Origin of the sequence: Pseudomonas migulae NBRC 103157 (assembly GCF_002091715.1) — a bacterium.
GTDB classification, from domain to species: Bacteria; Pseudomonadota; Gammaproteobacteria; order Pseudomonadales; family Pseudomonadaceae; genus Aquipseudomonas; species Aquipseudomonas migulae_A.
Genome location: NZ_BDAG01000006.1, coordinates 96263 through 116221, shown reverse-complemented (window position 1 = coordinate 116221; position 19959 = coordinate 96263). Strand labels below are relative to the sequence as shown.

At 56.5% G+C, this 19959-nt stretch carries 25 protein-coding genes; all 25 read left to right on the top strand.

Features of this window, described 5'->3' with window-relative positions:
* The first annotated feature begins 12 nt into the window (after positions 1-12).
* The 25 genes from PMI01S_RS07010 to PMI01S_RS06890 all read left to right on the top strand — a co-directional run bounded on the left by PMI01S_RS07010 (position 13) and on the right by PMI01S_RS06890 (position 19937).
* On the top strand, positions 13-420 hold the full coding sequence (locus tag PMI01S_RS07010) for an InvB/SpaK family type III secretion system chaperone (RefSeq protein WP_084318714.1): 408 nt from the start codon (positions 13-15) through the stop codon (positions 418-420).
* Positions 417-1703 (top strand): type III secretion system ATPase SctN, encoded by a 1287-nt coding sequence (gene sctN, locus PMI01S_RS07005; RefSeq protein WP_084318712.1) that lies wholly within the window; start codon positions 417-419, stop codon positions 1701-1703. Before PMI01S_RS07010 ends, sctN begins: the two co-directional genes overlap by 4 nt.
* Positions 1687-2142, top strand: coding sequence for a SpaM family type III secretion system protein (locus PMI01S_RS07000; protein ID WP_084318710.1), 456 nt, complete (start codon positions 1687-1689; stop codon positions 2140-2142). Before sctN ends, PMI01S_RS07000 begins: the two co-directional genes overlap by 17 nt.
* Positions 2139-3014, top strand: a complete 876-nt coding sequence (locus PMI01S_RS06995) for a SpaN/EivJ family type III secretion system needle length determinant (RefSeq protein ID WP_084318708.1) — start codon at positions 2139-2141, stop codon at positions 3012-3014. Before PMI01S_RS07000 ends, PMI01S_RS06995 begins: the two co-directional genes overlap by 4 nt.
* Positions 3011-3931, top strand: a complete 921-nt coding sequence (locus PMI01S_RS06990; protein WP_084318707.1) for a FliM/FliN family flagellar motor switch protein — start codon at positions 3011-3013, stop codon at positions 3929-3931. The genes PMI01S_RS06995 and PMI01S_RS06990 overlap by 4 nt, the downstream gene beginning before the upstream one ends.
* A complete protein-coding gene (locus PMI01S_RS06985) occupies positions 3928-4587 on the top strand; it encodes an EscR/YscR/HrcR family type III secretion system export apparatus protein (protein WP_084318705.1) in 660 nt (219 codons plus the stop codon). The genes PMI01S_RS06990 and PMI01S_RS06985 overlap by 4 nt, the downstream gene beginning before the upstream one ends.
* 10 nt (positions 4588-4597) lie before the next feature.
* Positions 4598-4852 carry an EscS/YscS/HrcS family type III secretion system export apparatus protein gene (locus PMI01S_RS06980; RefSeq protein ID WP_084318703.1) on the top strand — a complete coding sequence of 85 codons (255 nt, stop codon included), beginning with the start codon at positions 4598-4600 and terminating at the stop codon, positions 4850-4852.
* 4 nt (positions 4853-4856) lie between these two features.
* Entirely contained in the window at positions 4857-5663 is an 807-nt protein-coding gene (gene sctT / locus PMI01S_RS06975) for a type III secretion system export apparatus subunit SctT (RefSeq protein WP_084318701.1), read from the top strand.
* Positions 5638-6672, top strand: a complete 1035-nt coding sequence (locus PMI01S_RS06970; protein ID WP_084318700.1) for an EscU/YscU/HrcU family type III secretion system export apparatus switch protein — start codon at positions 5638-5640, stop codon at positions 6670-6672. Before sctT ends, PMI01S_RS06970 begins: the two co-directional genes overlap by 26 nt.
* Positions 6673-6925: 253 nt before the next feature.
* Entirely contained in the window at positions 6926-7414 is a 489-nt protein-coding gene (sicA, locus tag PMI01S_RS06965; RefSeq protein ID WP_084318698.1) for a type III secretion system translocator chaperone SicA, read from the top strand.
* On the top strand, positions 7411-9150 hold the full coding sequence (gene sctE / locus PMI01S_RS06960; RefSeq protein ID WP_084318696.1) for a type III secretion system translocon subunit SseC family protein: 1740 nt from the start codon (positions 7411-7413) through the stop codon (positions 9148-9150). Before sicA ends, sctE begins: the two co-directional genes overlap by 4 nt.
* 24 nt (positions 9151-9174) lie before the next feature.
* Positions 9175-10233 carry an IpaC/SipC family type III secretion system effector gene (locus tag PMI01S_RS06955; protein WP_084318694.1) on the top strand — a complete coding sequence of 353 codons (1059 nt, stop codon included), beginning with the start codon at positions 9175-9177 and terminating at the stop codon, positions 10231-10233.
* Positions 10234-10246: 13 nt separating this feature from the next.
* Positions 10247-11332, top strand: coding sequence for an IpaD/SipD/SspD family type III secretion system needle tip protein (locus tag PMI01S_RS06950; RefSeq protein ID WP_084318692.1), 1086 nt, complete (start codon positions 10247-10249; stop codon positions 11330-11332).
* Positions 11333-11444: 112 nt separating this feature from the next.
* Positions 11445-11699, top strand: coding sequence for a phosphopantetheine-binding protein (locus tag PMI01S_RS06945; RefSeq protein ID WP_084318690.1), 255 nt, complete (start codon positions 11445-11447; stop codon positions 11697-11699).
* Positions 11700-11788: 89 nt separating this feature from the next.
* The gene (locus PMI01S_RS06940) at positions 11789-12151 is read left to right on the top strand and encodes a hypothetical protein (protein ID WP_139272996.1); all 363 of its coding nucleotides are present in this window, start codon (positions 11789-11791) and stop codon (positions 12149-12151) included.
* A gap of 17 nt (positions 12152-12168) precedes the next feature.
* Positions 12169-13530: a hypothetical protein gene (locus tag PMI01S_RS06935; protein ID WP_235864405.1), complete on the top strand. Its 1362-nt coding sequence runs from the start codon at positions 12169-12171 to the stop codon at positions 13528-13530.
* 379 nt (positions 13531-13909) lie between these two features.
* Positions 13910-15148 carry a winged helix-turn-helix domain-containing protein gene (locus PMI01S_RS06930; protein ID WP_235864406.1) on the top strand — a complete coding sequence of 413 codons (1239 nt, stop codon included), beginning with the start codon at positions 13910-13912 and terminating at the stop codon, positions 15146-15148.
* Positions 15145-15633, top strand: coding sequence for a transglycosylase SLT domain-containing protein (locus PMI01S_RS06925; protein ID WP_084318684.1), 489 nt, complete (start codon positions 15145-15147; stop codon positions 15631-15633). The genes PMI01S_RS06930 and PMI01S_RS06925 overlap by 4 nt, the downstream gene beginning before the upstream one ends.
* A 118-nt stretch (positions 15634-15751) precedes the next feature.
* Positions 15752-16924: a PrgH/EprH family type III secretion apparatus protein gene (locus tag PMI01S_RS06920; RefSeq protein WP_084318682.1), complete on the top strand. Its 1173-nt coding sequence runs from the start codon at positions 15752-15754 to the stop codon at positions 16922-16924.
* Positions 16925-16934: 10 nt separating this feature from the next.
* Positions 16935-17195: a type III secretion system needle filament subunit SctF gene (sctF, locus tag PMI01S_RS06915; RefSeq protein WP_084318680.1), complete on the top strand. Its 261-nt coding sequence runs from the start codon at positions 16935-16937 to the stop codon at positions 17193-17195.
* Positions 17196-17255: 60 nt separating this feature from the next.
* A complete protein-coding gene (gene sctI / locus PMI01S_RS06910) occupies positions 17256-17564 on the top strand; it encodes a type III secretion system inner rod subunit SctI (protein ID WP_084318678.1) in 309 nt (102 codons plus the stop codon).
* Positions 17561-18283 (top strand): EscJ/YscJ/HrcJ family type III secretion inner membrane ring protein, encoded by a 723-nt coding sequence (locus PMI01S_RS06905; RefSeq protein ID WP_084318676.1) that lies wholly within the window; start codon positions 17561-17563, stop codon positions 18281-18283. Before sctI ends, PMI01S_RS06905 begins: the two co-directional genes overlap by 4 nt.
* Before the next feature lie 52 nt (positions 18284-18335).
* On the top strand, positions 18336-18836 hold the full coding sequence (locus PMI01S_RS06900; protein ID WP_255326101.1) for an OrgA/MxiK family T3SS sorting platform protein: 501 nt from the start codon (positions 18336-18338) through the stop codon (positions 18834-18836).
* Complete coding sequence (locus PMI01S_RS06895; protein ID WP_084318672.1) at positions 18808-19503, top strand: oxygen-regulated invasion protein OrgB; 696 nt, start codon at positions 18808-18810, stop codon at positions 19501-19503. Before PMI01S_RS06900 ends, PMI01S_RS06895 begins: the two co-directional genes overlap by 29 nt.
* Positions 19500-19937 carry a hypothetical protein gene (locus tag PMI01S_RS06890; protein WP_090473890.1) on the top strand — a complete coding sequence of 146 codons (438 nt, stop codon included), beginning with the start codon at positions 19500-19502 and terminating at the stop codon, positions 19935-19937. The genes PMI01S_RS06895 and PMI01S_RS06890 overlap by 4 nt, the downstream gene beginning before the upstream one ends.
* Positions 19938-19959 lie beyond the last annotated feature (22 nt).

Sequence of the window (19959 nt, the reverse complement as noted above, 5' to 3'; positions counted from 1 at the left end):
GGAAACCTGTAAATGAGACAGCCCGATATTGCCGACCTGCTGCGTGAAGCCCTGCGACACAGTGGCTGCGTGGACAGCCAGATAGGGCATTTCGACAGCCACAGCACCATTGAAATGCAGATGAAAAACCTGCCCAGTGTCAACGTGGCCGTGGTAGCGGGCGATGTGTGGATCTGGGCCGCAGTCGCACAGGCGACCTCAAGCGTCATGAACCATTGCGCCTTCGAATTGATGCAGTTCTTGCTGGAGGGCAATGCTTTTTCTCGCACTGGCCAACTGCACCTGTGCGAAGTCCAGGGGCAGCTCGAACTGCGCTTGATGGCCAACGACCACGCCCTGGGTGACGCCGAGCATTTCGCCCAAGCCCTGGATGCTTTTGTGCAGTCGATTGAAACGCTGTGCGAACTGCTGCGCCGATGAGCGCCCGGTTGGAACGGCATGCTGCCCATCCCTTGCGCTTGAGCGGTCCTTTGATCGAAGCGGCGCTGGACAATGTGGTGGTCGGTGAAGTCTGCGAAGTGCGTCGCCATTGGCGTTCGCCGCACGTGGCGGCCAGGGCGCAAGTCATCGGCTTCAAACCCGGCGCCGTCCTGCTCAGTTTGCTCGGCGACGCCAAAGGATTGTCCAGGGAGTCGATGATTGTCCCGACGGGTTCGACATTGCGCCTGCGCTGCAGCGATGCGCTGCTGGGCAGCGTGGTCGATCCCCAGGGCAATATCGTTGAGCGACTGGCACCGTCGACAGCCGTTGAGCAACAGGATTATCCGGTGGATGCCGCCCCGCCGTCGTACCACCAGCGTCGCCCGGTCGCAGAGCCGCTGAGCACCGGCATTCGCGTTATCGATGGCTTGTTGACCTGCGGTGTCGGTCAGCGCATCGGCATTTTCGCCGCGGCCGGGTCCGGCAAGACAACGTTGATCAATATGCTGATCAGCCACACCGATGCGGACGTATTCGTCATTGGCCTGATCGGCGAGCGCGGGCGTGAAGTAACGGAGTTCATTGAACATCTGCGCCACTCAACAAAGCGATCACGTTGCGTGGTGGTGTTTGCCACGTCGGATTTTTCCTCCGTGGATCGCTGCAATTCGGCCCTGCAGGCGACAGCCATCGCCGAGTATTTTCGCGACCAGGGCCAGCGTGTCGTGCTGTTGCTGGACTCGTTGACCCGTTACGCCCGCGCTCGTCGCGACCTGGCCCTGGCCGCGGGTGAAGCGCCGGCGCGGCGCGGCTATCCGGCGTCGGTGTTCGATGCTTTGCCGCGTTTGCTGGAGCGACCTGGTGTGACGGCTTCCGGGAGCATTACGGCCTGGTACACGGTCCTGCTGGAGAGTGACGACGAGCCGGACCCGATCGCCGAGGAGATTCGCTCCATTCTCGACGGCCATGTTTACCTCAGTCGGGCCCTGGCGGCCAAAGGTCATTACCCGGCGATCGATGTCTTGCGCAGCATCAGTCGCGTGGCGACGCAAGTCACCAGCGCGCAGGTGCAGCAACTGGCCGCGTCGACCCGGGAAACGCTGACACGGCTGGAGCAGTTGCAGATTTTTCTCGACATGGGCGAATACACCCAGGGCGCCGATGCCGCCAACGACCAGGCCCTGCAGCGCCGCGAAGCCTTGAACCACTGGCTGCGTCAGCCGACGGACGAATGCAGCGAACCTGACGAAACGCTGCGGAGCCTGAATGAACTCATTGCCTGACCGGCTACGCCTGTTGGCGTTCAGCCAGTTCCGTCAGCAACGCGGTGAGCAGGCTGTTCTGCGCGCACAACAACAGTTGCAGCCGCTGCGGGGGGAACTCGCCGGTTTCGAGGGGCAAGAGGCATCGCTGCAGAGCCTGCTGGCCAGCCATCGCGCCATCGATTTCGTTCTGGATCACGGGCAGTTGTTGGCGCTGCTGCGAACCCAGGCGGTCATCCGGCGGCAGATTGATCTGGTGCGCCTTGAGCGCGACCGCGTAGAGGAGCAGTGCAGGCAGCTTGAGCACTCGTTGCAAGCACAACGCGAGCAACTGCGTTGTCTGCAGCGCAAACACGACAAATACCAACGGTCGGTGCAGCACCTGTTGCGCGCGCAACGACTTGAGCAAGTGCGCCGGGAAGAAAGGGAGATAGAAGAGATGACTGGAGTACGGCGATGAAGGGGGTTTCTACGATTTCACCGGGACCGGCTCTAACGCTGGAACCTGCTACCGAGGATTCTGCGGATGAACTGCGCGATGCACTTGTACCGGCACAAGAAGATGAACTGCCGCAAGGTGTGCTGGATTTGCTAGCGACGTTGATTGTGCGTCAGCGATTCGAGGCGTTGGTCCCTGTGGGCGTTCAAGTTTCAGGTCGTTGCGGTCTGGTCGAACGCCATCGCGAGCAGGTCGAATCGTCGCACCGTCCATCTCACAGGGAAACGCATTCCAATTTGGAAGCACAGGCGCGCTCCCGCAGAGAAACGCATTCCAATGTGGGAGCGGAGTTGCTCGCGAAAGTGGCCGCACAGGCACCGATCAATCCCCAGGCTTCACCGCGAGGCCCCACCGAAGCGCCTTCAACCACGCCTGAACCGCTGCCCGTCGAGCGCGCAGCCAACGTCAGCCCTCCGATAACCTTCGCCGCCGAGACACCATTGCCCGAAGCGTTGATGAACCTTCATACCGTGCGCCATGCACCTGCGGCGGCACCGGTTTCCATCCCCTTGCCCCCGATGCCAATACCCAAGCCAGCTCTCGACGTGATGATCGAAACGCTGCCCGGCTCAAGCCGCGGCCTGCTGCAGGTTCCCTTCAACAAAGGCACCGCCAGCGGGCAAGTGACAATCACCCGAGGGCCCGACGAACCCGTTCAAAACCTGCAACTCAGCCCGAGCAACAGCTTGGTCTTCGAACAACTCAAGGCACCTTTTGAACTGGCCCGGGATCCCGGTTGGCGGCTGACCGATACGGGGGGCGAGCAGCAACATCAGGGTTCGCAGCAGCAGCCGGATGAAGAGCAGACCGAACAGCAGGAACTACCAGCATGAGAGCGCTGACGTTGCGCCGCGTCGACGCTTCGGCGCACGCCCGCACGCAAGCGGTTCAACGCTGGCGCCGCGCCGGTGAGGGTGCAGGCGTGGGCAGGCCGGACCGGCGGTCCGGCTACTTGCGGTTTTGCGCGCGTAGCGATGAAGGAGAGTGGCGGGGGCTGATCCTGGCTCGCGACTGGCTGGAACACGCGTTACCGCAGTTGCGCTCGTTGCTGATCGTCGAGTGCCCGTTGACGAGCATCGTCGAATTGTTCCGGGCAGTTGCGCGACCTTTTCCGCTGATTGACGAGCTGCCTTATCAATCGTTGGCCGACATCGAATTGATCGAGCCGACCGAACTGCCGACGCACGATTTGCCCTGGCTCGACACGGCTCACGGGCGAGTGTGGTTGACGCAGTTGCCACCGCCACGCCCCGCAAAGAGCCCCTTGCAACCCGGATCCTGGCTGAGCGATTTACCGCTGTGCCTGGAGCTGATGCTGGGCTTCAGCCATCTGCATCAAGTGCAGCTGGGGCAGGGCGACGTCCTGCGCATCACCCACCGGACAGACCGGTGTCTGTTGGCCGATCAATGCATCGGCGTATTCACGTTCACTGAAGAGGGGTTACACATGCAATCGACGGTTGCCGATTCAAATCAACAGGCTGGTGAGCAGGCCGACTCGGACGTCGAACTCGGTGCTTTGCCCTTGCGCCTGGAGTTTTTGCTCGCCACTCATGAGATCGACCTGGGCACGCTGTCACAGATCATCGATGGTCAACTCATTCCGCTGGCGACCGATGCCGCCCGGCACATCGAGGTTCGCGCGAATGGCAAGCGCGTGGCCCGCGGGGAACTGGTGCAGTTGGACGATCAGTTGGGGGTGGAATTGCTCGAGGTCTATCGCAACCCCTTATCGGAACAGCTGCGATGAATGACGTCTCGCTGATTGCGCTGCTGGCGTTCGCGTCACTCCTGCCTTTCCTGGTGGCCGCCGGAACCTGTTACATCAAGTTTTCCATCGTGTTTGTCATCGTGCGCAACGCGCTGGGATTGCAGCAGGTGCCGTCGAACATGACGCTTAACGCGATCGCTTTGATGCTGGCGATTTTCGTGATGACGCCGGTCATGAAGCAGGGTTACGGCTACTACAAGGAAGAAGCGGTGGCCTTCACCGATATCGAGTCGGTGGTGAACTTTGCCGAGAACGGCCTGGGTGGGTACAAGGATTACCTGCGCAAGTACACCGACCCCGAACTGGCCCTGTTCTTCGAGCGTGCGCAAGCGGTTCAGAGTGATTCCGAGGAAAGCCTGCCGGCCGATGAACAACTCACGCCCTCCTTGTTTTCGCTGTTGCCGGCCTATGCGCTGAGTGAAATCAAAAGCGCGTTCAAGATCGGCTTTTATCTGTACTTGCCGTTCGTGATCGTCGATCTGGTGATCTCCAGCATCCTGCTGGCGCTGGGCATGATGATGATGAGCCCGGTGATCATTTCGGTGCCGATCAAACTGGTGTTGTTTGTCGCGCTGGATGGCTGGGCGCTGCTGTCGACCGGTCTGGTCAAGCAGTACCTGACTTTGCTGGCATAGGGGCGTCGACATGAACGATCTGGTCTACGCCGGCAATAAAACCCTGTACCTGATTCTGTTGATGGTCGCTTGGCCGATCATTGTTGCCACGGTGGTGGGCCTGGTGGTCGGGTTGATTCAGACGGTGACCCAGTTGCAGGAGCAGACACTGCCATTCGGATTCAAGTTGCTGTCGGTGGCGGCGTGCCTGTTTCTACTTTCGGGTTGGTACGGCGAAACCCTGCTCGATTTCAGTCGTGAAGTCATCCGTCTGGCATTGGGCTAGACCGATGTCGGTGACGCTGTTTTTCGATCTGTACGCGCTGTTCGCTGCCGCGATCCTTGGGTTTGCACGGCTGGCACCGATTTTTTTCATGTTGCCGTTTCTCAACAGCGGCGTGCTGACCGGGCCTGCGCGTCAGGCCGTCATCGTGCTGGTGGCGTTGGGGTTCTGGAGCTATGTCGGCGAGCCGCTGCCGCGCCTCGACGGCTTGGCATTCTTTGGCTTGTTGCTGCGAGAGGCCGGCATTGGCGTCCTGCTGGGCTGCCTGCTGTGTTGGCCGTTCTGGGTGTTGCACGCCATGGGCAACCTGATCGACAACCAGCGCGGCGCGATGCTCAGCAGTACGGTGGACCCGGCCAACGGCGTCGATACATCGGAGCTGGCGAATTTCCTCCAATTGTTCGCCGCTGCGGTTTATCTCGAAGGCGGCGGCATGCTGCTGATGCTCGAAACCGTTGGCCACAGTTACCGCATTTGCGCACCGGTCACGGGTTGCGAGATACACCTGCAAGCGGTGTTCAGCTTGCTGGATGCACTGGTCAGTAAAACCCTGGTGATCAGCGCACCGGTGGTGGCGACGCTGTTAGTCAGCGAAGCACTGCTGGGCCTGCTCTCGCGGTACGCACCGCAAATGAACGCGTTCTCGGTGTCGCTGACGGTCAAGAGCCTGGTGGCATTGGTGGTGCTGATGTTGTATTTCGGCGTGCACCTGCCCGATGAAGTCCTGCGCATGGGCAGCAAATCCGAAGCACTGGAGCACTATCTGGTGAGCGACGGGGAGGGTGGCGATGTCGTCCAGCGCGTCGAAGACTGAGAAGCCCACCCCAAAGAAACTGCGGGATGCGTCACGCAAAGGGCAGACATTCAAGGCCAAGGATCTGGTGGTCACCTGCCTGACCCTGTGCGGTATCACCTACATGGTGTTCAACAGTTCGCTGCTGGAGGTCATGGAGGTCTACCGGCGCATCATCGCCAGCGATTTTGACGCCGACCTGCAAAAGTACTCGGCGATTCTGGTGGTCGTCGGGCTCAAGGCGTTGTTGCCGTTGCTATTGGTGTGCGTCTTGACCAGTGCATTGCCGGCGTTGCTGCAAAGCGGTTTTGCCCTGGCCAGCGAAGCCCTGAAGCTGAACCTCGGGGCGTTGAACCCGATCAATGGCTTCAAAAAACTGTTCAGCCTGCGCACGGTCAAGGACACGGTCAAAGCGCTGTTGTACCTGGGCAGTTTTGCCATGGCGCTGTGGATTGTCTGGATCACGCAGCGGCAACTGCTGTTTGCTCAATTGTTTGCCCAGGCACCGGATCTGTTCGCGATCTGGGGGCACTTGCTGCTGGTGCTGGTGTTGGCGTTTCTAGGCTGCGTGCTGCTGATCGTGGTGCTCGATGCGCTCAGCGAATACTGGCTGTTCATGAAAGACCAGATGATGGACAAGGACTCGGTCAAGCGTGAACACAAGGAGCAGGACGGCAATCCCGAAATCAAGGGCCGCCGACGCGACTTGCATCGGGAGCTGCTGTCGGAGCAGGTCAAGTCCGACGTGCGCAGCTCGCGGATGATCATCGCCAACCCGACCCACATTGCCATCGGGGTGTATTTCCGCCCGGAAATCACCGTGCTGCCGTTCATCTCGTTGATGGAAACCAACCAGCGAGCCCTGGCCGTTCGGGCGTATGCCAAAGAGGTCGGCGTGCCCGTGATCAACGACATCGCCCTGGCCCGGCGGATCTTCAAGACCCATCAGCGCTACAGCTTCCTTCAGGTGCAGGAAGTCGAGGAAGTCCTGCGTCTTTTGATCTGGCTCGAGCAGGTCGAGCAGGCCTGATCATCCCTGATGCCGATCGTTCTTGTAGGGGCGAGCTTGCTCGCGATGGACGCCAACGATAACGCGTTTTCTCTGGATACACGCGTTGTCCTGAAGTTCATCGCGAGCAAGCTCGCTCCTACAAGTTCTCAGGCTTGATCCCCTTTTTTAACCATCTCGTCGTTGGCATGAGCGCAATTTGGCAGCGTGACTGTCAGCGCTTTGGCTCAATGCATTCGTCAGCGGCGCTGACGATTTTTCAGGAGTGTGGCCGATGAGTCGCAACAACCAACAAGACCAGCAAATCGCCCTGGACATCGTGGATGCCGTGCTCGCGGGGGCGCCGTTAAAGGACGTGCAGGGCCTCAGCGACGAGCACATGGACGGCCTCTATGCCTTCGCTTACCAGTTTTATGAACAAGGCCGGCTGGACGATGCCGAGAAGTTCTTCCACTTCCTGTGCATCTACGACTTTTACAACAGCCAGTACTGGATGGGACTGGCGGCGGTACACCAGCTCAAGCAAAACCATCAGAAAGCGATTGACCTGTATGCCATCGCCTTCGCCCAGGGCAAGAACGACTACCGACCGATGTTCTACAGCGGTCAGTGCCAGCTCGCTCTGGGCAGGATCGGCAAGGCCCGATTGTGTTTCGAATACGTAATTGAGCAGGCCACGGAAGAGGAACTGCGCACACAGGCTCAGGTGTATCTCGACACCTTGGCACACATTGAAAAGGACTGTTCGGAGGACAGAACATGAGTGAAATCAGAAGTACATTCAACCCGACTCGTTCGGGTGGGATCAGCCGTTCCGAGGCCTTTGAAATCTACGGAAAATCTGCAAGCCAAGCGGCCAGAACGGTGGATTTTCAGAAGGCTGGCCAGGAAGCGCTGGCCGGTCTGATGTCGGTGAATTACGGCGCTGAACACGGTAAATCGGCGGCCACCCCGGGACGGCCGCAATTGCATCAGCCACTGGCACGCAACAACGGCAAGGAGCCGGAAGGTGATCTGTTCACGCTGTTGATGGCGATGATCAGCGAGCTGATCGGCGAGGTGGATGTCAACAAGTTGAAAAACCGCTTGGCGATGTTGCAAAGCATGGCCGGAGCCAAGCAGCAGGGGCATGAAAAACTCTCGGCTGAATACGCTGAGGCCGTCGCTGCACTGGAGGACGCTGAGGGGGCTGTTGGCGGTAGCCAGCAAAATCTGGAGAAGCTGCGCGAGAGAGTCCAGCATTTCCAGGGCTTGCTGGACGAAAGCGAGGCGCGTCTGGCGAAGCTGGACCCCGAATCACCCGAATATGCGAGTGAATTGGCGCGTCGTGACCAGCTTAAAGGCGAGTTGGCGGTCCATACCCAGACCTTTCAAAAAGCCACCGATGCCCATCTGAAACTGATCGAAGTCGCCAATGTTGCCGCTAAGGCCCTGGCGGTCGTGACCGGAAAAGTCCTCGAGGCAGGTGTCGGCGGACCTCAGGTTAAACAATCGGATGAAAAAGCGCTGAGCAGCAGTGCACTGGCCCTGCTGAACCGCTTGAAGATCATCGAGTTGCTGGGCGAGGCGGCGCAGAACAAGGAAGAGCTCAATCAGGAGCTGTTTCTGGAGCTGCAGGCCAAGCTGCAGGAAAAAATGCAGGCCGAGTCTGAAAAGTATCTGGAAGAGGTGCGCAAGGCCGAAGAGTTGCAGAGGACGATGGGCTGCATCGGCAAGATCGTTGGTGCCCTGTTGTCCTTGGGAAGCATCCTGGCTGGCATTTTTACCCTCAATCCATTCCTGATTGTGATGGGGGGAGTTGGCATGGCACTGACGTTCGCGGGCGACAAGCTCATGGCCAAGATCATGGAACCGCTGATGAAAGTCTTGCAGGAAGTCATCAGTTTCTTTACCGATCTCTACACCAAGGTGCTGATAGCGGTGGGTGTCGATCCCGAAACGGCGAAGGAAATCGCGCAAATCGCCGGCATGATCGCGGGCATCGCCGTCACTATTGCGGCCATTGCATTGGCGGCCATCGTCGGGGCTCAGGTGATTGGGCCGATGATCGGCGCCGTCGCATCGAAACTGGCCACCGTGGTGTCGCAGGCTGCACCTGCAGCGGTGCAGGCCATGAAACAGATGGCTTCCTCGGTCGGCAACACGCTGACCCGGATGCTGACTCAGTTGCGCAGCCTCATTACCAACGGCGCTGATCCCGTGTCCCTGGCCCGTTACACCGCCAATCTCGAAATCGCTCAAGCCCTCGCCGAGTTCGGCGGTGTGACGGCGCAAGGTGTGCTTGGAGTCCGAAGCGGCGTGCATCAGGCCCAGGCGGCCGAACACCTGGCGGACGTGAAAGTGCGCATGGCAATCAGCGAAGAAATCACCTCCTACCTCACTCGACTGGTCGAAGACTACGGCAAGGCGATGCAAGACCGGGCCCGGCAGATCGAACATGTTTTTACCGATATGCAACGCAGTCATTCCGTCAGCCTGCAGATGGTTCGACACGTCTGAATTCACTCGTAAAAGGGATTTCTCATGATCACAAGCGGTGTTTTGTCTTTCCGTTCGTTCATCCATACGCAAGCGACAGCCGCGGCCGGGCATTCGCTTGCCCCATCCGAAAAATCAGCATTCAAGGGCACGACCGGAAACGACCAGGTTCTGAAAAACAGTGCTGTCACAGGCCCGTCGGCAGCAGAGCTCGACAGTGCCATCAACGCCTATCGGCCTACCGAAGCCGACTGGCAAGACTTCACGGCCGCCACGCTGACGGTCAGCGATGAAGTGCATAAAGAGCTGATCTTCGACCCGGGTGCCTGGGAAAAACACGCCAACGTACTGGTCGCGGCGATCATCGCGTTGAACGTCGCGCGAGTCGCCAATGCTCAACTGCGTGGGCATTTCAGTGTGATGGCTGCTGATGCCGCCAAGTCCCAGGGCGCTGCCATCATGGAGTCCGGCAAGGCGGCCATGTACAGCGCCATTACGACCGCGGTGGTCTCCGGCGCAATCGCCGGGTTCGCCATGGTCAAGACCTTTCAAGGGCAAAGGCTCAAACATGCAGATATCGACGTGCACAAGCGCAACTCTCTGGACGCCGGCAACATCCAACGGGACCTTAAACGTGATCGCAGCCGCGATGACTGGACCCCGGAAACTACCTACAAGATAACGGTGTTCGATGATTTCGGCCGGACGAAATCAGTGGATTTCAAACCTCAGGGCTCAACCCTGACGGCCAAGGAGCAGGCATTGTTCGACGTTGAAATTCTCAAGGCAAAAAAGGTTGGCCGCATGTCGGACTGGCACAGCCAGATGGCCAGCAAAGGCATTGAGAAAAAACTTGAAATCGGTCGTGCGCTCAACGCGATGTCGGTGAGCATGAGCCAGATGGTCTCCAGTATGGTTCGCATCACCGAGCATGCGGCGCGGGAGAAAGAGGTATTGCAACAGAGTGCGCAAAATACGCAGAAGAGCTTGAGCGATGAAATTGGGCAGAAAGACTCGGCGGATGCGGCGCTCTTGCAAAAACTCATGGATATCGTGATGCAGGTCTTTCAATCGCGGATTGAAGTCATTGGCAAGATGGTTTGAGTAGGGGAACAGCATGATCATTACCCAATCGTCGCCGTCGATGGTTAAACCAGCGGCAGATTTTAACGTGGACACTGATGCATCGGTGCCTGCTGAAATACCACTTGATGTGCATGCCGTATCGGCCTTGGCGCAGTTGCTCGACCGATCGATAAGTGCGTTGAATCGCAACTGCGCACTCATGCTCAAATGTCAGCCCGCGTCCTCCAGGCTGGCAGAAGGCTTGATCGTTGATAGTTCGGCGCAAAATTTGATTGCAGAGTTTGTCGAACAGCTCGAAGCCAAGCGCAACCGCTCACAGTTGTGGGCTCAGAAGTTCAAGCAATGCAGTGCGGTGATGACTCATTCCATGGAAACACTGCCCATGGAACAGCGTCAGCGGCTTTATGACGAGCAAGGCCGTATGTTGTGCAGCCTCAAAGAGATGCACATACCGCCCGATTTCGTTGATGAATTCGACGTCGGCGTCAAATCATCGAATGACTTCTTCGACAAACTGCTCGAATTGATCAACCTGATCAAGAACGGCTATCTGGCCGGCTATGAACATATCATTGCGGCTTACTCGGACTTTTTTGCTGATTTCAACAAAGAAATTACCGCAAAGATGAAAGAGTGGATTGAAGGCGCGAATGAAGGTAAAGAAGTCAAATTAAACGCGGGCGCGATAAGGCTCGCTTTGCAAGCGCTGATCAACAAGTACTCACCTCCGAATGCGGCAGCAGTATTGTTTCCAGCCCCAGGCATGGGCAAAGCTACAAAGGCGGAAGCAGAAAAATGGCTTAAGGCGTTAGGCCTGCCGGACTCCTGCCTCCACAGGAACAATGACGGTTCGTACAGCGTGGTCATGGACCTTGGGCCGCTGAAAATCATGAAGGACGGGCTGCCATCCAGCGGAGGTTGGGTCACCTGGGATACCGCCGGATTCCAGGCCTGGCAAACCGGCTTCAATGCCCAGGAAGAACGCATGAAAAACATGCTGCAATCCTTCACGCAGAAATACTCCAACGCCAATTCTTATCATGACAACTTCAACAAGACATTGTCTGCGCACCTTAGTCAGTATGCGGACATGCTTAAAGCGATGTTGAATTTTTGATGGGGGTGTAAAACCAGTATTTTTTTAGCGTAACAGTCAGTCGTAACTTTGGTTCTTTTGATTCGAAGTTTCGGCTGTTTGAGTGCGAGTTGGATTGAAGGGGGTGATAAGTATGCAGGCTGATGGTGTTGAAGTTGAACATCAGGTGATAAAGTTACTGTCGGACTGTCTCTCGCTGGATTGCTGCGACATCGAAATCAGTTCACGGTTAGTGGAGGATTTGTATGTTGATTCGATGAGTGTAATAGAGATAGTCCTGTTGATTAACGAAGTGTATGAAATCGAACTGCCTAGCGAAGGCGTGGCGGCGTGGAGGACGGTGCAGGATATTTGTTTGTTGATTGCGCGCAGCAGGATTGAATTTTGATTGATCGCTCGGGAGTGCACTAACGTGTTGGTAGATTATTTATGAAGATGGGTGCAGAGTTCCAGGTTGGCAAATTTTTGGACAAGTTCGTGAGTGATTATTATGTTGGGGTTGGATATTTTGAGGATTTGAGTGTTGTTGGGTTTCGTTTGGCCGGCGGTGATCTTTTTTACTTTAAACTAGAGCCGTGTGCACAGAAAGTAACACTATTTTTTTTGTTGGATGGGGCTTGCTCTTTAACTGAGCATGAACTTCTGGATATCAATGAGTCGCTGGGGTTCTCAGAGATAAATTTGAATGGGAGTGTTGTGTTTTTTGAAGGTGTTGGACTTGTTTATTTCAATTTCGTAGGGAGGGATGTTATTGATGATGAGTTTTTGGGTAAGTCAGTGGATGCATTGCTGAGTGGCTATAAGGAATTGATCAAATTTATAGAGTTGTCGGGTAGTTAATAAAAGGATCTATGGGTATGTTGAAAACTCAAAGCATTACAATTTCTCGGGTGAGCAGTTTTAATGATTTACCTTCGAGGGTTGAGTCGAGCCCTTTTCATAAATGCACCGCCATAACAGGGGCGGATCATGCATTGGCAGGAAAGATCATTCAATTTTTGAGCAGTCATCAAGGCTCGATTTCCAATGAGGCTGGAGTGCCAAGGGAACGTTCAAATTCCACGATTTTGCCAACAAGGTCTCATGTGGAAATCAAAGTTTTGGAACAAGAAAAAAAACTTAACCTGTTTGATCAAAGCCCCTACAAAGAAGTGGCATGCCAAAATAAAAAATTTGAGGCGAGACTCGGGGAAAGCTTGAGCTGCAATAAAGAACTGGTGAGCATGGCTAAAAAAATTCGGGAAGTTACCGGGAGTCCAATGCTGTTTAAGGATTTTTCTCCTGAGCAACAACAGAAAATAAAAAATGAAAGTGGATTTATTGGCGGTGCAAAAGAGCTGATGAATGACGTCGACTCCTTGGATGCTCATGTTCTCGCAACTTTAATAAAGGCTGAAGGTAAGGAGTATAATGTAAACGATAGGGAGCGCAGGCAGTGTATGTTTAATCATGTGCGCTCTCCTGATAATCCGATATACCCTTGGAATGATCATTCTTTCGATATGGAGATTTTTGAGGTAAAAAATCCCATCCAGTTTACCGAGCAAATGCGAAATTTGATTTCAGATAGGTGGAGTGATCTCCTGAAGAGGGAAGTCAATTTAGAAGATTATCTGTATGGCGAGTTAGGTATTTCACCTATCGATCTACGTGTTGGGATTATGGATATTATTCAGGGTGCCAGCGAATCAGACAGAAAAAAGCTTTTGAAGGAGGCTTTGAGAATCAGTTGGAGTACGTCGGAATTCGTCGCAGATGAAAATAACTCCAGAGATAGCAACCCTTTAGGTTCTGAATTTCGCCAACACACAACCGGTGCCAGATCAAATGTTGTCAGGGTTTCAGATAAAAATGACCCAAATGTTAATAAGTGGGTTTTTGAAGCTGTCGTAAATAATAAACCTGTTACTTCTGGGCCTAGTGGACATACTTTGCGATACCTGAATCACTATGCAATGTGTAGTGAGATGCTTCAATTGTCTAATTCGAGTGCGCGGGATCTCCCGTCGTTAAAAGAGGCGAGGTTGGTTATGCTGGCTAACTTGATAGCGCCAAAAGATCACCACTCCTATCACGAAATTATGCTTGCTTCCATAGGTGTATATAACGGGGATGAGATGTTGGAGTATCGTAGTAAGGACTCGTACGATGATCTTAAGTCGACCCGCGTTGGGTCCAATGCATTAGTCCAATTGAATGTAGAACTATACAGTCGGTAGATAGAAATAACTGCATGTCAAGGCCGCATGGTCTTGACATGTTGATGGGGTGGATGCTTGTTTTTCTTCTATATGTTTAAAATCGTTAAATGCAAGATGTCCAGAAAGCACTGCTGCAAAAAATACTAACCGAGGAGTATTCCTACGACTCCTGTTGTGATTTCTTCAGGTGTTTATGGTAAATCTCTGACGGAATAGCCTTGCTCAACTTCCTATAGTCCCGCTGCTTGTCATCTTTGAGCTTTTTCAACCAAAGGCTTAATCGCGCTTCAGTACCTTTCTATAGAGAAATTTTCAGAATATGGACAGTGACACTGATCAACCGCCCATTCGGTCGTTCGTTTTCGACCGTTGGCTTTTGCAAAGCGATGGAACGCTGATGCGAGACGGACATGGAGTTCACGTCCCCCCCAAAGAGCTGAACGTGCTGCGCCTGTTGCTCGGTTCGGCCGGCACGGTGATCAGCAAGGATCATTTGCTCGACGCGGTATGGCCCGATGCCGATGCCACCGAGGAATCGTTGACTCGCTGCATTTACGCCTTGCGCAAGCTGCTCAAGGAGAACAAGGATTTTATTGCCACGGTGTACGGTCAGGGCTATCGATTTACCTGTACGGTCGTCGGGCTGGACGCGCCGGGCCAGGCGAGGGCGGCAGCACCCTCGCTGGCCGTTTTGCCTTTTCGCAATCTGCATGAGTCAGCCGCACTGGATTTGCAGGACGCAATGACCCGCCAGTTGTCCATGGCATTCGGTGAGGCGCTGAGTGTCGTCCCCTCGGGTTTGATGGCGGCTTATGGTCAGTTGACCGACACGCGCTATTTGGTCGAGCGTTTGAAGCCTGACTTTTACCTCAGTGGTCGTTGCACGCTCCGGGATGACCCGTCGCAATGGTCGATCGAATTGATCCGTAGTCGCGATCATGTGCTGCTTCATGGACAAAGCATGGCTGGTGGGGGCTTGGGGGAGGCGCTCGGAGAATTGACCTGTCTTGTTGCCCAGCGCCTTCCGGGACTGCGTCCTTCTGAAATGGGCTGCGCTTCCTATCCGGCCCTGGTCGCCTATCTCAACGGTTTGTGCTGTGTCGAGCGACACACGCCGCAAAGCCTGCGCGATGCGCTGGTGCAGTTTCGATACAGCCTGCAACTGGATGATCGTTATGCCCCTGTCTGGTGTGGCCTGGCCGATGTCTGGCTGGGAAAAGCGATGCTGGGGTTGTGTGAGCAGGGGCATGCACTGGATGAAGCGCATTCGGCGATTTCCAGGGCATTGCCGCTGGACCCGGGAAGTACGCAAACCATTGCGCGGCTCGCCCTGCTGACCAGCCTTCGCGGTTGCGAAGAGGCTGCGCAGGTGCTTTTCCAGCGCTGCCTGTCGAGCGTCGATCAGGCGGATGTTCATTATTTTCACGCCTGGCATCACTGGTATTGGCAGCGCAATGATCTGGCGAGTCAGAGCATCGACAAGTGTCTGCGCCACGACGCGAATTGCGTGCGGGCGCAGATTTTGCGGGTACGTATCGCGCTTGTCGGTGATCCCCGGGAAGCCGTGATGATGCACCGCGCAATGCAAGGCAACCGGCAAGCCGCGTCGTTTGACAGCGGCAGGAGGTTGGCATGAGCTGGGGCACTGGCGGCCTTCTGATGCTGATGTCTCTGGGGGCGGTTCCGGCGCATGCCTATTGTTGGGTCTCGGCGGGGCAGCAACATGCCATCGAGCCTGTGCTGCTTCAGGCCATTGCCGACGTGGAGTCCGGGCAGATGGCGCACGCGATGAATTACAACAAGAATGGCACCCGCGATATCGGGCTGATGCAGATCAACAGCAGTCATCTGCCCCGACTCAGCGCACAGGGCATTACCGAGCAGCGTCTGTTGGATGAGCCTTGTCTGTCGGTCGAAGTCGGGGCGTCGGTGCTGGCCGGTTTTGTATCACTTTATGGCTACAACTGGACGGCTGTGGGGGCCTACAACGCCGGCAACGCTCCGGGGCGGCAGGCGGCCCGTCTGCGTTACGCACACAAGGTCTGGCAACGCTATCAAACCTTGACGCCCCCCGAGCTCGCGCAGCCGTTGGATAAACACCAGAAATTCTCGCGGCGTTAACGTTGGTCCATTCGGGGGGATTCTGATGCTGGTCGGGTCTGATCGGCAGAATTCGATCAGGAACTTCCCGGGCAACGCTCCTAGCATGGGTTTTCATCCACTGCCTGGAGCGTGATCGGTGACAGACCTGTCAGTCCCCCCTCTACAGCCCTGTGTTCTGCGGATCCTCAACGGACCGCTTCAGGGATGCGAATTCCCGCTCGTTGAGCCGCGAACGTTATTCATCGTTGCGCCGCTCGATCTGTTGGGCCGGGAAGTTCATTCAGTCAGCGTTCCCGAGGATGCCATTTTCATTCCACTGGACGCGGACGGCTGCAATTTCGAGGTACTGCTGGCAGATGGCGGGCAGGACGGTGTGACGGTGCGCTTGCTCAACGAGTACGGAGAAACCCGGCACTGCGAATTCCAGTGTCTGGAGCAGATTGATGGCTTGCAGATTGCCTTGCGTGGTGAAGACCAATGTTGGGCCCCTGAGCTTCTCGGCAATCAGCCCCTTTCCCTGGTCGAAACGACTGCTCGCCACTGGCCGCAGCCAACCCTCATCAAATGGGGTGGCGCAGGACTGGCCCTCGCGCTGTTGGTTGCCTTGACAGGCCTCTGGTCCGCTCCCGAGTCGGCGCCCGAAACCGATGTTCGCAGCCTGGTCGGTGGTGCCAGCGCCGAGGTCGCTGTGGTGCAGGGGCGGGACAAGATGGTTTACGTGTTTGTCGCTTCCGAGCGAGACGCCGGTTGGAGTCGGCAGGCCTTGATGCGCAGCAACGGGGTGTCCGGCAAGGTGTTGGTGACCGATCAGGAACGTCGTCGGCTGGAGAAACTGTTGGTTGACCACGACCCGCAACTGGCCTGGCACTCGCTGGATCTCAAGGACCCCGCGGTGCCACGACTGCTGCTCAGTGCCCAGCGCAATCTGCTCACGCCGCCGATGCAGGCGCAACTGCTCGACGTCTTGCTCAAGGCCGCCCCCTATGCCCGGGAAGTGGCGGTGCAAATACAGGATGACAACCTGCTGGCAGACCTGGCCGAACAAGGGTTGCGTCGCCTTTCACTGGCGTTCGACCGGGTCGGGCACGACGACAGTGTCACCTTCGCCATCGAAGGCGATTTGCAGGATTCCGAGTTGGCGGCCGTTCGCCAATACGTCGACGGCTTCTATCGGCAGTGGGGTGATCGCTACGTGAACTTCGCTGTCGCGCTCAAGGATGACTCGCTCAAGGGCAAGTCGTTTCAAACCGGCCCCCAGGGCTACATCAAGATGACGTCGTCGTCTTGGCATTTTCCCAAGCAAATCTAGTAGGTGACACATGGCTGGTATCGATTTCCCAATCGACTTTCCCGATGATTTTCTCGGACGTCAGGCCGAAGCGTTCGAAAAAGGGGCTAAAGATCTCAAAACTGCTTTGGATAAGGCTCTGGAGGATCTCAAGGATGATGCTTCGGACCCCGGGAAGCTAGCGGCCTACCAGACTGCATTCTCCTCCTACACCGTATTCCGTAACGCCCAGACCAACACGATCAAGGGCTTCAAGGACATCGACATGGCGATCATCCAGGCTGCTCGCTGATTTCATTCCTTTTGACTGGCCATTGCTGTCGGGCGATGGCCTTTTTCTTGAGTGCATTGCATGTCTATTCAAAGCATCTCCCGTTCGTTCATTGAACCCACGACCGTCACTGAACTGCGCAGCCCGCAGGAAGGCCCGATCGTTTCCCTTGAGAGCCGATTGATCGAAGCATTCGCAGGTGGAGCGGTCACCAGCGGCCAGGACGTTTCTGCGATCAATCAACTGATGCAGCGCCCGGATATCACCAGCCCCGAAGTACTGGCGCAACTGCAGGAGCAGATGGGCCAATACAACGTCGACATCAATTTGCTCAACGTGTTGGTCCGTAAGGCTGTGAGCACTGCCGAAACGTTGTTGCGCGCATCATGAAGTCGGGTGCGTTGCTGATGTTTCTGTGTCTGGCGTTGTTCGGTTGTCGCCAGCCGAGCCTGCTGGAGGGGCTGGACCAGCAGCAGGCCAACGAAGTGCTTTCGGTATTGCAGCGCAACAACATCGCGGCGACGAAAGTCGACGCCGGTAAAACCGGGTACGCGGTGAAAATCAACCCGGTCGATTTCTCCGCCGCTGTCGATTTGCTCAACCTTTACTCGTTGCCGTCCAGGCCACGACTGGAAGTGGCGGAGATGTTTCCCAGTGATTCGCTGGTCGCATCCCCCAGGGCGGAAAAGGCTCGACTCTACTCGGCGCTGGAACAGCGAATCGAACAGTCCCTGCGTCTGCTCGAAGGTGTAGTGTCGGCGCGGGTGCATGTCAGTTATGACCTGGATGCCGGTGAAGGCGGCCGCAAAGCCGCGCCCATTCACCTGGCGGCCGTGGCTGTTCATGAGCGAGACATTGAGCCGCAGCTGCTGATCACCGATATCAAGCGCTTTCTCAAAAACAGTTTCGCCGCCGTCGAGTACGACAATATCTCGGTGGTGCTGTCGCAGCGCTCGCTCACGCAACACGTCGCGCCGTCGGTGTCGGTAACGCAAAGTGATTCGCGCTCGGTGTGGCTTCTGGCGTCGATGGCGGCCGTGCTGTTGGCGGGTTGCGCAGTGTTGGGTTATCGACTGTTGAAAGGGGCGCCGCGTGACATCGTGCGCTGAACGCCTGCGGTGGATTCTCGCGGAGCCGCTGGACTACGTGCACCCTCAGCGGTTGAGCATTCCGACGGGGTTTGACAGTCCCGATGCGCGGCGCGTACTCAATCAAATGCTTCTGGAAGGGCTTGACCAACAAGGGCCATGGCCCCCGACGGCCATGACTGCCGTCGCACAACAGTGGATCCGGCAATGGCAGCAGTTGCCTTACATCGCGAGCCTGATGGGCGCGTGGCGACTGTTTCCACAGCTGGCGCGAGGCGGCGCATTACTGCAGTTGCCGATGCCGTTACGTCAATTCGCCAGCTGCAGACCGGGGCCTCGCACCAGCATGCCACTCGGGCCGTCATCGGTGCCGCTGCAACAGGTTGAAGCCGCCGGTTTCAATTTACTGTCGAGCTTTTCCGGGCGCCTGCCACTGCCGCTGTTTGAACGGCTGTCTTTGCAATTTTCTCCCCATGTTATCGGCCTGCACGCTCAGTGGCCGGTGGCAGAACCTGATACGGCTCTTTTCATTTTGGCGGTGCAGCATGCTCGACTCCATCCGAACCCTGACTGACGTGCCGGCATCGAGTGATGCGCACGTGGCTCGCGCAGACCTCATCGCGGCACGCCAGCGGCGTTCATTACAACAACAGGCGCAACGCCGGGCCCGTGAATGTGTCGAGCAGGCGCAATCTGAAGCCGAGGCCATTCGTGCTCAGGCATTTCAAGAAGGTTATGCAAGCGGCATCTTGCGTGCTGCCGAAAACCTGGCGAACGGCTTGTTCGAGTCTCAGGCACTCGGGCGACAGTTGCGCAAGGATCTGGCGCAAGCCGCAGGCCAGTTGCTGCGCGAACTGCTGGCTCGCGTTGAATGGCTGGATGAAATGCTCGAACGTTGGCTCGCGGAGCAGCCCGACACCGAGGCGCTGTTGCAGGTGGTGCTGCCTTCGCGTTGCAGAGCTCATGGGCAAGCGCTAAGGCAACGATTGCAGCGGCTCTGGCCCGGCGCGCTGGTGCTCGACTATCAACCCGAGGAGCGCTACGTATTTCGTCTGGCCGACCAATTGCTCGAATTTGATATCGAATCGGTCTGCCAACGATTGGAGCCACAGTTATTGGCCCGGCTGGGGAGTCTGCCCGAGTCGGTTCGATACCTGGACCAGGCCTCGAAGAAACTATTGGGTGAGCTGTGTTCGGGTTTCGGCGTGGCCCCTGTTCCGGCAAATGGAGGTGCAGCATGAAGATTGAACCGATGATGAGCGTTAACCGGTTTGATCAGAGGTCTGCGGTCGAGACCCTTGAGTCACGCGTGTTGCAGGCGTCCGGCAATGCGGCGGATGTCAACGGCAGCAAGCGCCCGGACCCCGAATTCGATGCGCTGTATCAACAGCTGTTGGCGATGGAGGGGCTGGGCGAGAAGGCTATTTTTCTTTTCCTCAAGTCACAATTGAAACCCGACGGCACCCCCGTGTACCCAAACCTCAAGGCAATTCTCGCCATCACCCATAAGGTGGGGCTCCGCTTGAAAGACGAGAATCTGGAAAAAACGTTGATCTATAAAGAAGTCATGGGCGCCAGTGCCCGGGCTTTCAGCATCGAGTTATACATCTCAAGTTTTATGCGCGATGTGTTTCAGCCGATGGGTGACGATAGTTGGGAGAAGAGTGAGTGGTGATGCCGGGGAACGCCAAGCTACA

Coding starts and splice junctions, on each gene's coding strand:
- PMI01S_RS06930 (WP_235864406.1), top strand. CDS start 13,910: ATGCGAGACGGACATGGAGTTCACGTCCCCCCCAAAGAGCTGAACGTG.
- PMI01S_RS06955 (WP_084318694.1), top strand. CDS start 9,175: ATGATCACAAGCGGTGTTTTGTCTTTCCGTTCGTTCATCCATACGCAA.
- sctI (WP_084318678.1), top strand. CDS start 17,256: ATGTCTATTCAAAGCATCTCCCGTTCGTTCATTGAACCCACGACCGTC.
- PMI01S_RS06895 (WP_084318672.1), top strand. CDS start 18,808: ATGCTCGACTCCATCCGAACCCTGACTGACGTGCCGGCATCGAGTGAT.
- PMI01S_RS07010 (WP_084318714.1), top strand. CDS start 13: ATGAGACAGCCCGATATTGCCGACCTGCTGCGTGAAGCCCTGCGACAC.
- PMI01S_RS06995 (WP_084318708.1), top strand. CDS start 2,139: ATGAAGGGGGTTTCTACGATTTCACCGGGACCGGCTCTAACGCTGGAA.
- PMI01S_RS06925 (WP_084318684.1), top strand. CDS start 15,145: ATGAGCTGGGGCACTGGCGGCCTTCTGATGCTGATGTCTCTGGGGGCG.
- PMI01S_RS06945 (WP_084318690.1), top strand. CDS start 11,445: ATGCAGGCTGATGGTGTTGAAGTTGAACATCAGGTGATAAAGTTACTG.
- PMI01S_RS06980 (WP_084318703.1), top strand. CDS start 4,598: ATGAACGATCTGGTCTACGCCGGCAATAAAACCCTGTACCTGATTCTG.
- PMI01S_RS06990 (WP_084318707.1), top strand. CDS start 3,011: ATGAGAGCGCTGACGTTGCGCCGCGTCGACGCTTCGGCGCACGCCCGC.
- PMI01S_RS06905 (WP_084318676.1), top strand. CDS start 17,561: ATGAAGTCGGGTGCGTTGCTGATGTTTCTGTGTCTGGCGTTGTTCGGT.
- sctE (WP_084318696.1), top strand. CDS start 7,411: ATGAGTGAAATCAGAAGTACATTCAACCCGACTCGTTCGGGTGGGATC.
- PMI01S_RS06985 (WP_084318705.1), top strand. CDS start 3,928: ATGAATGACGTCTCGCTGATTGCGCTGCTGGCGTTCGCGTCACTCCTG.
- PMI01S_RS06890 (WP_090473890.1), top strand. CDS start 19,500: ATGAAGATTGAACCGATGATGAGCGTTAACCGGTTTGATCAGAGGTCT.
- PMI01S_RS06970 (WP_084318700.1), top strand. CDS start 5,638: ATGTCGTCCAGCGCGTCGAAGACTGAGAAGCCCACCCCAAAGAAACTG.
- sctF (WP_084318680.1), top strand. CDS start 16,935: ATGGCTGGTATCGATTTCCCAATCGACTTTCCCGATGATTTTCTCGGA.
- PMI01S_RS06950 (WP_084318692.1), top strand. CDS start 10,247: ATGATCATTACCCAATCGTCGCCGTCGATGGTTAAACCAGCGGCAGAT.
- sicA (WP_084318698.1), top strand. CDS start 6,926: ATGAGTCGCAACAACCAACAAGACCAGCAAATCGCCCTGGACATCGTG.
- PMI01S_RS06935 (WP_235864405.1), top strand. CDS start 12,169: ATGTTGAAAACTCAAAGCATTACAATTTCTCGGGTGAGCAGTTTTAAT.
- PMI01S_RS07000 (WP_084318710.1), top strand. CDS start 1,687: ATGAACTCATTGCCTGACCGGCTACGCCTGTTGGCGTTCAGCCAGTTC.
- sctT (WP_084318701.1), top strand. CDS start 4,857: ATGTCGGTGACGCTGTTTTTCGATCTGTACGCGCTGTTCGCTGCCGCG.
- sctN (WP_084318712.1), top strand. CDS start 417: ATGAGCGCCCGGTTGGAACGGCATGCTGCCCATCCCTTGCGCTTGAGC.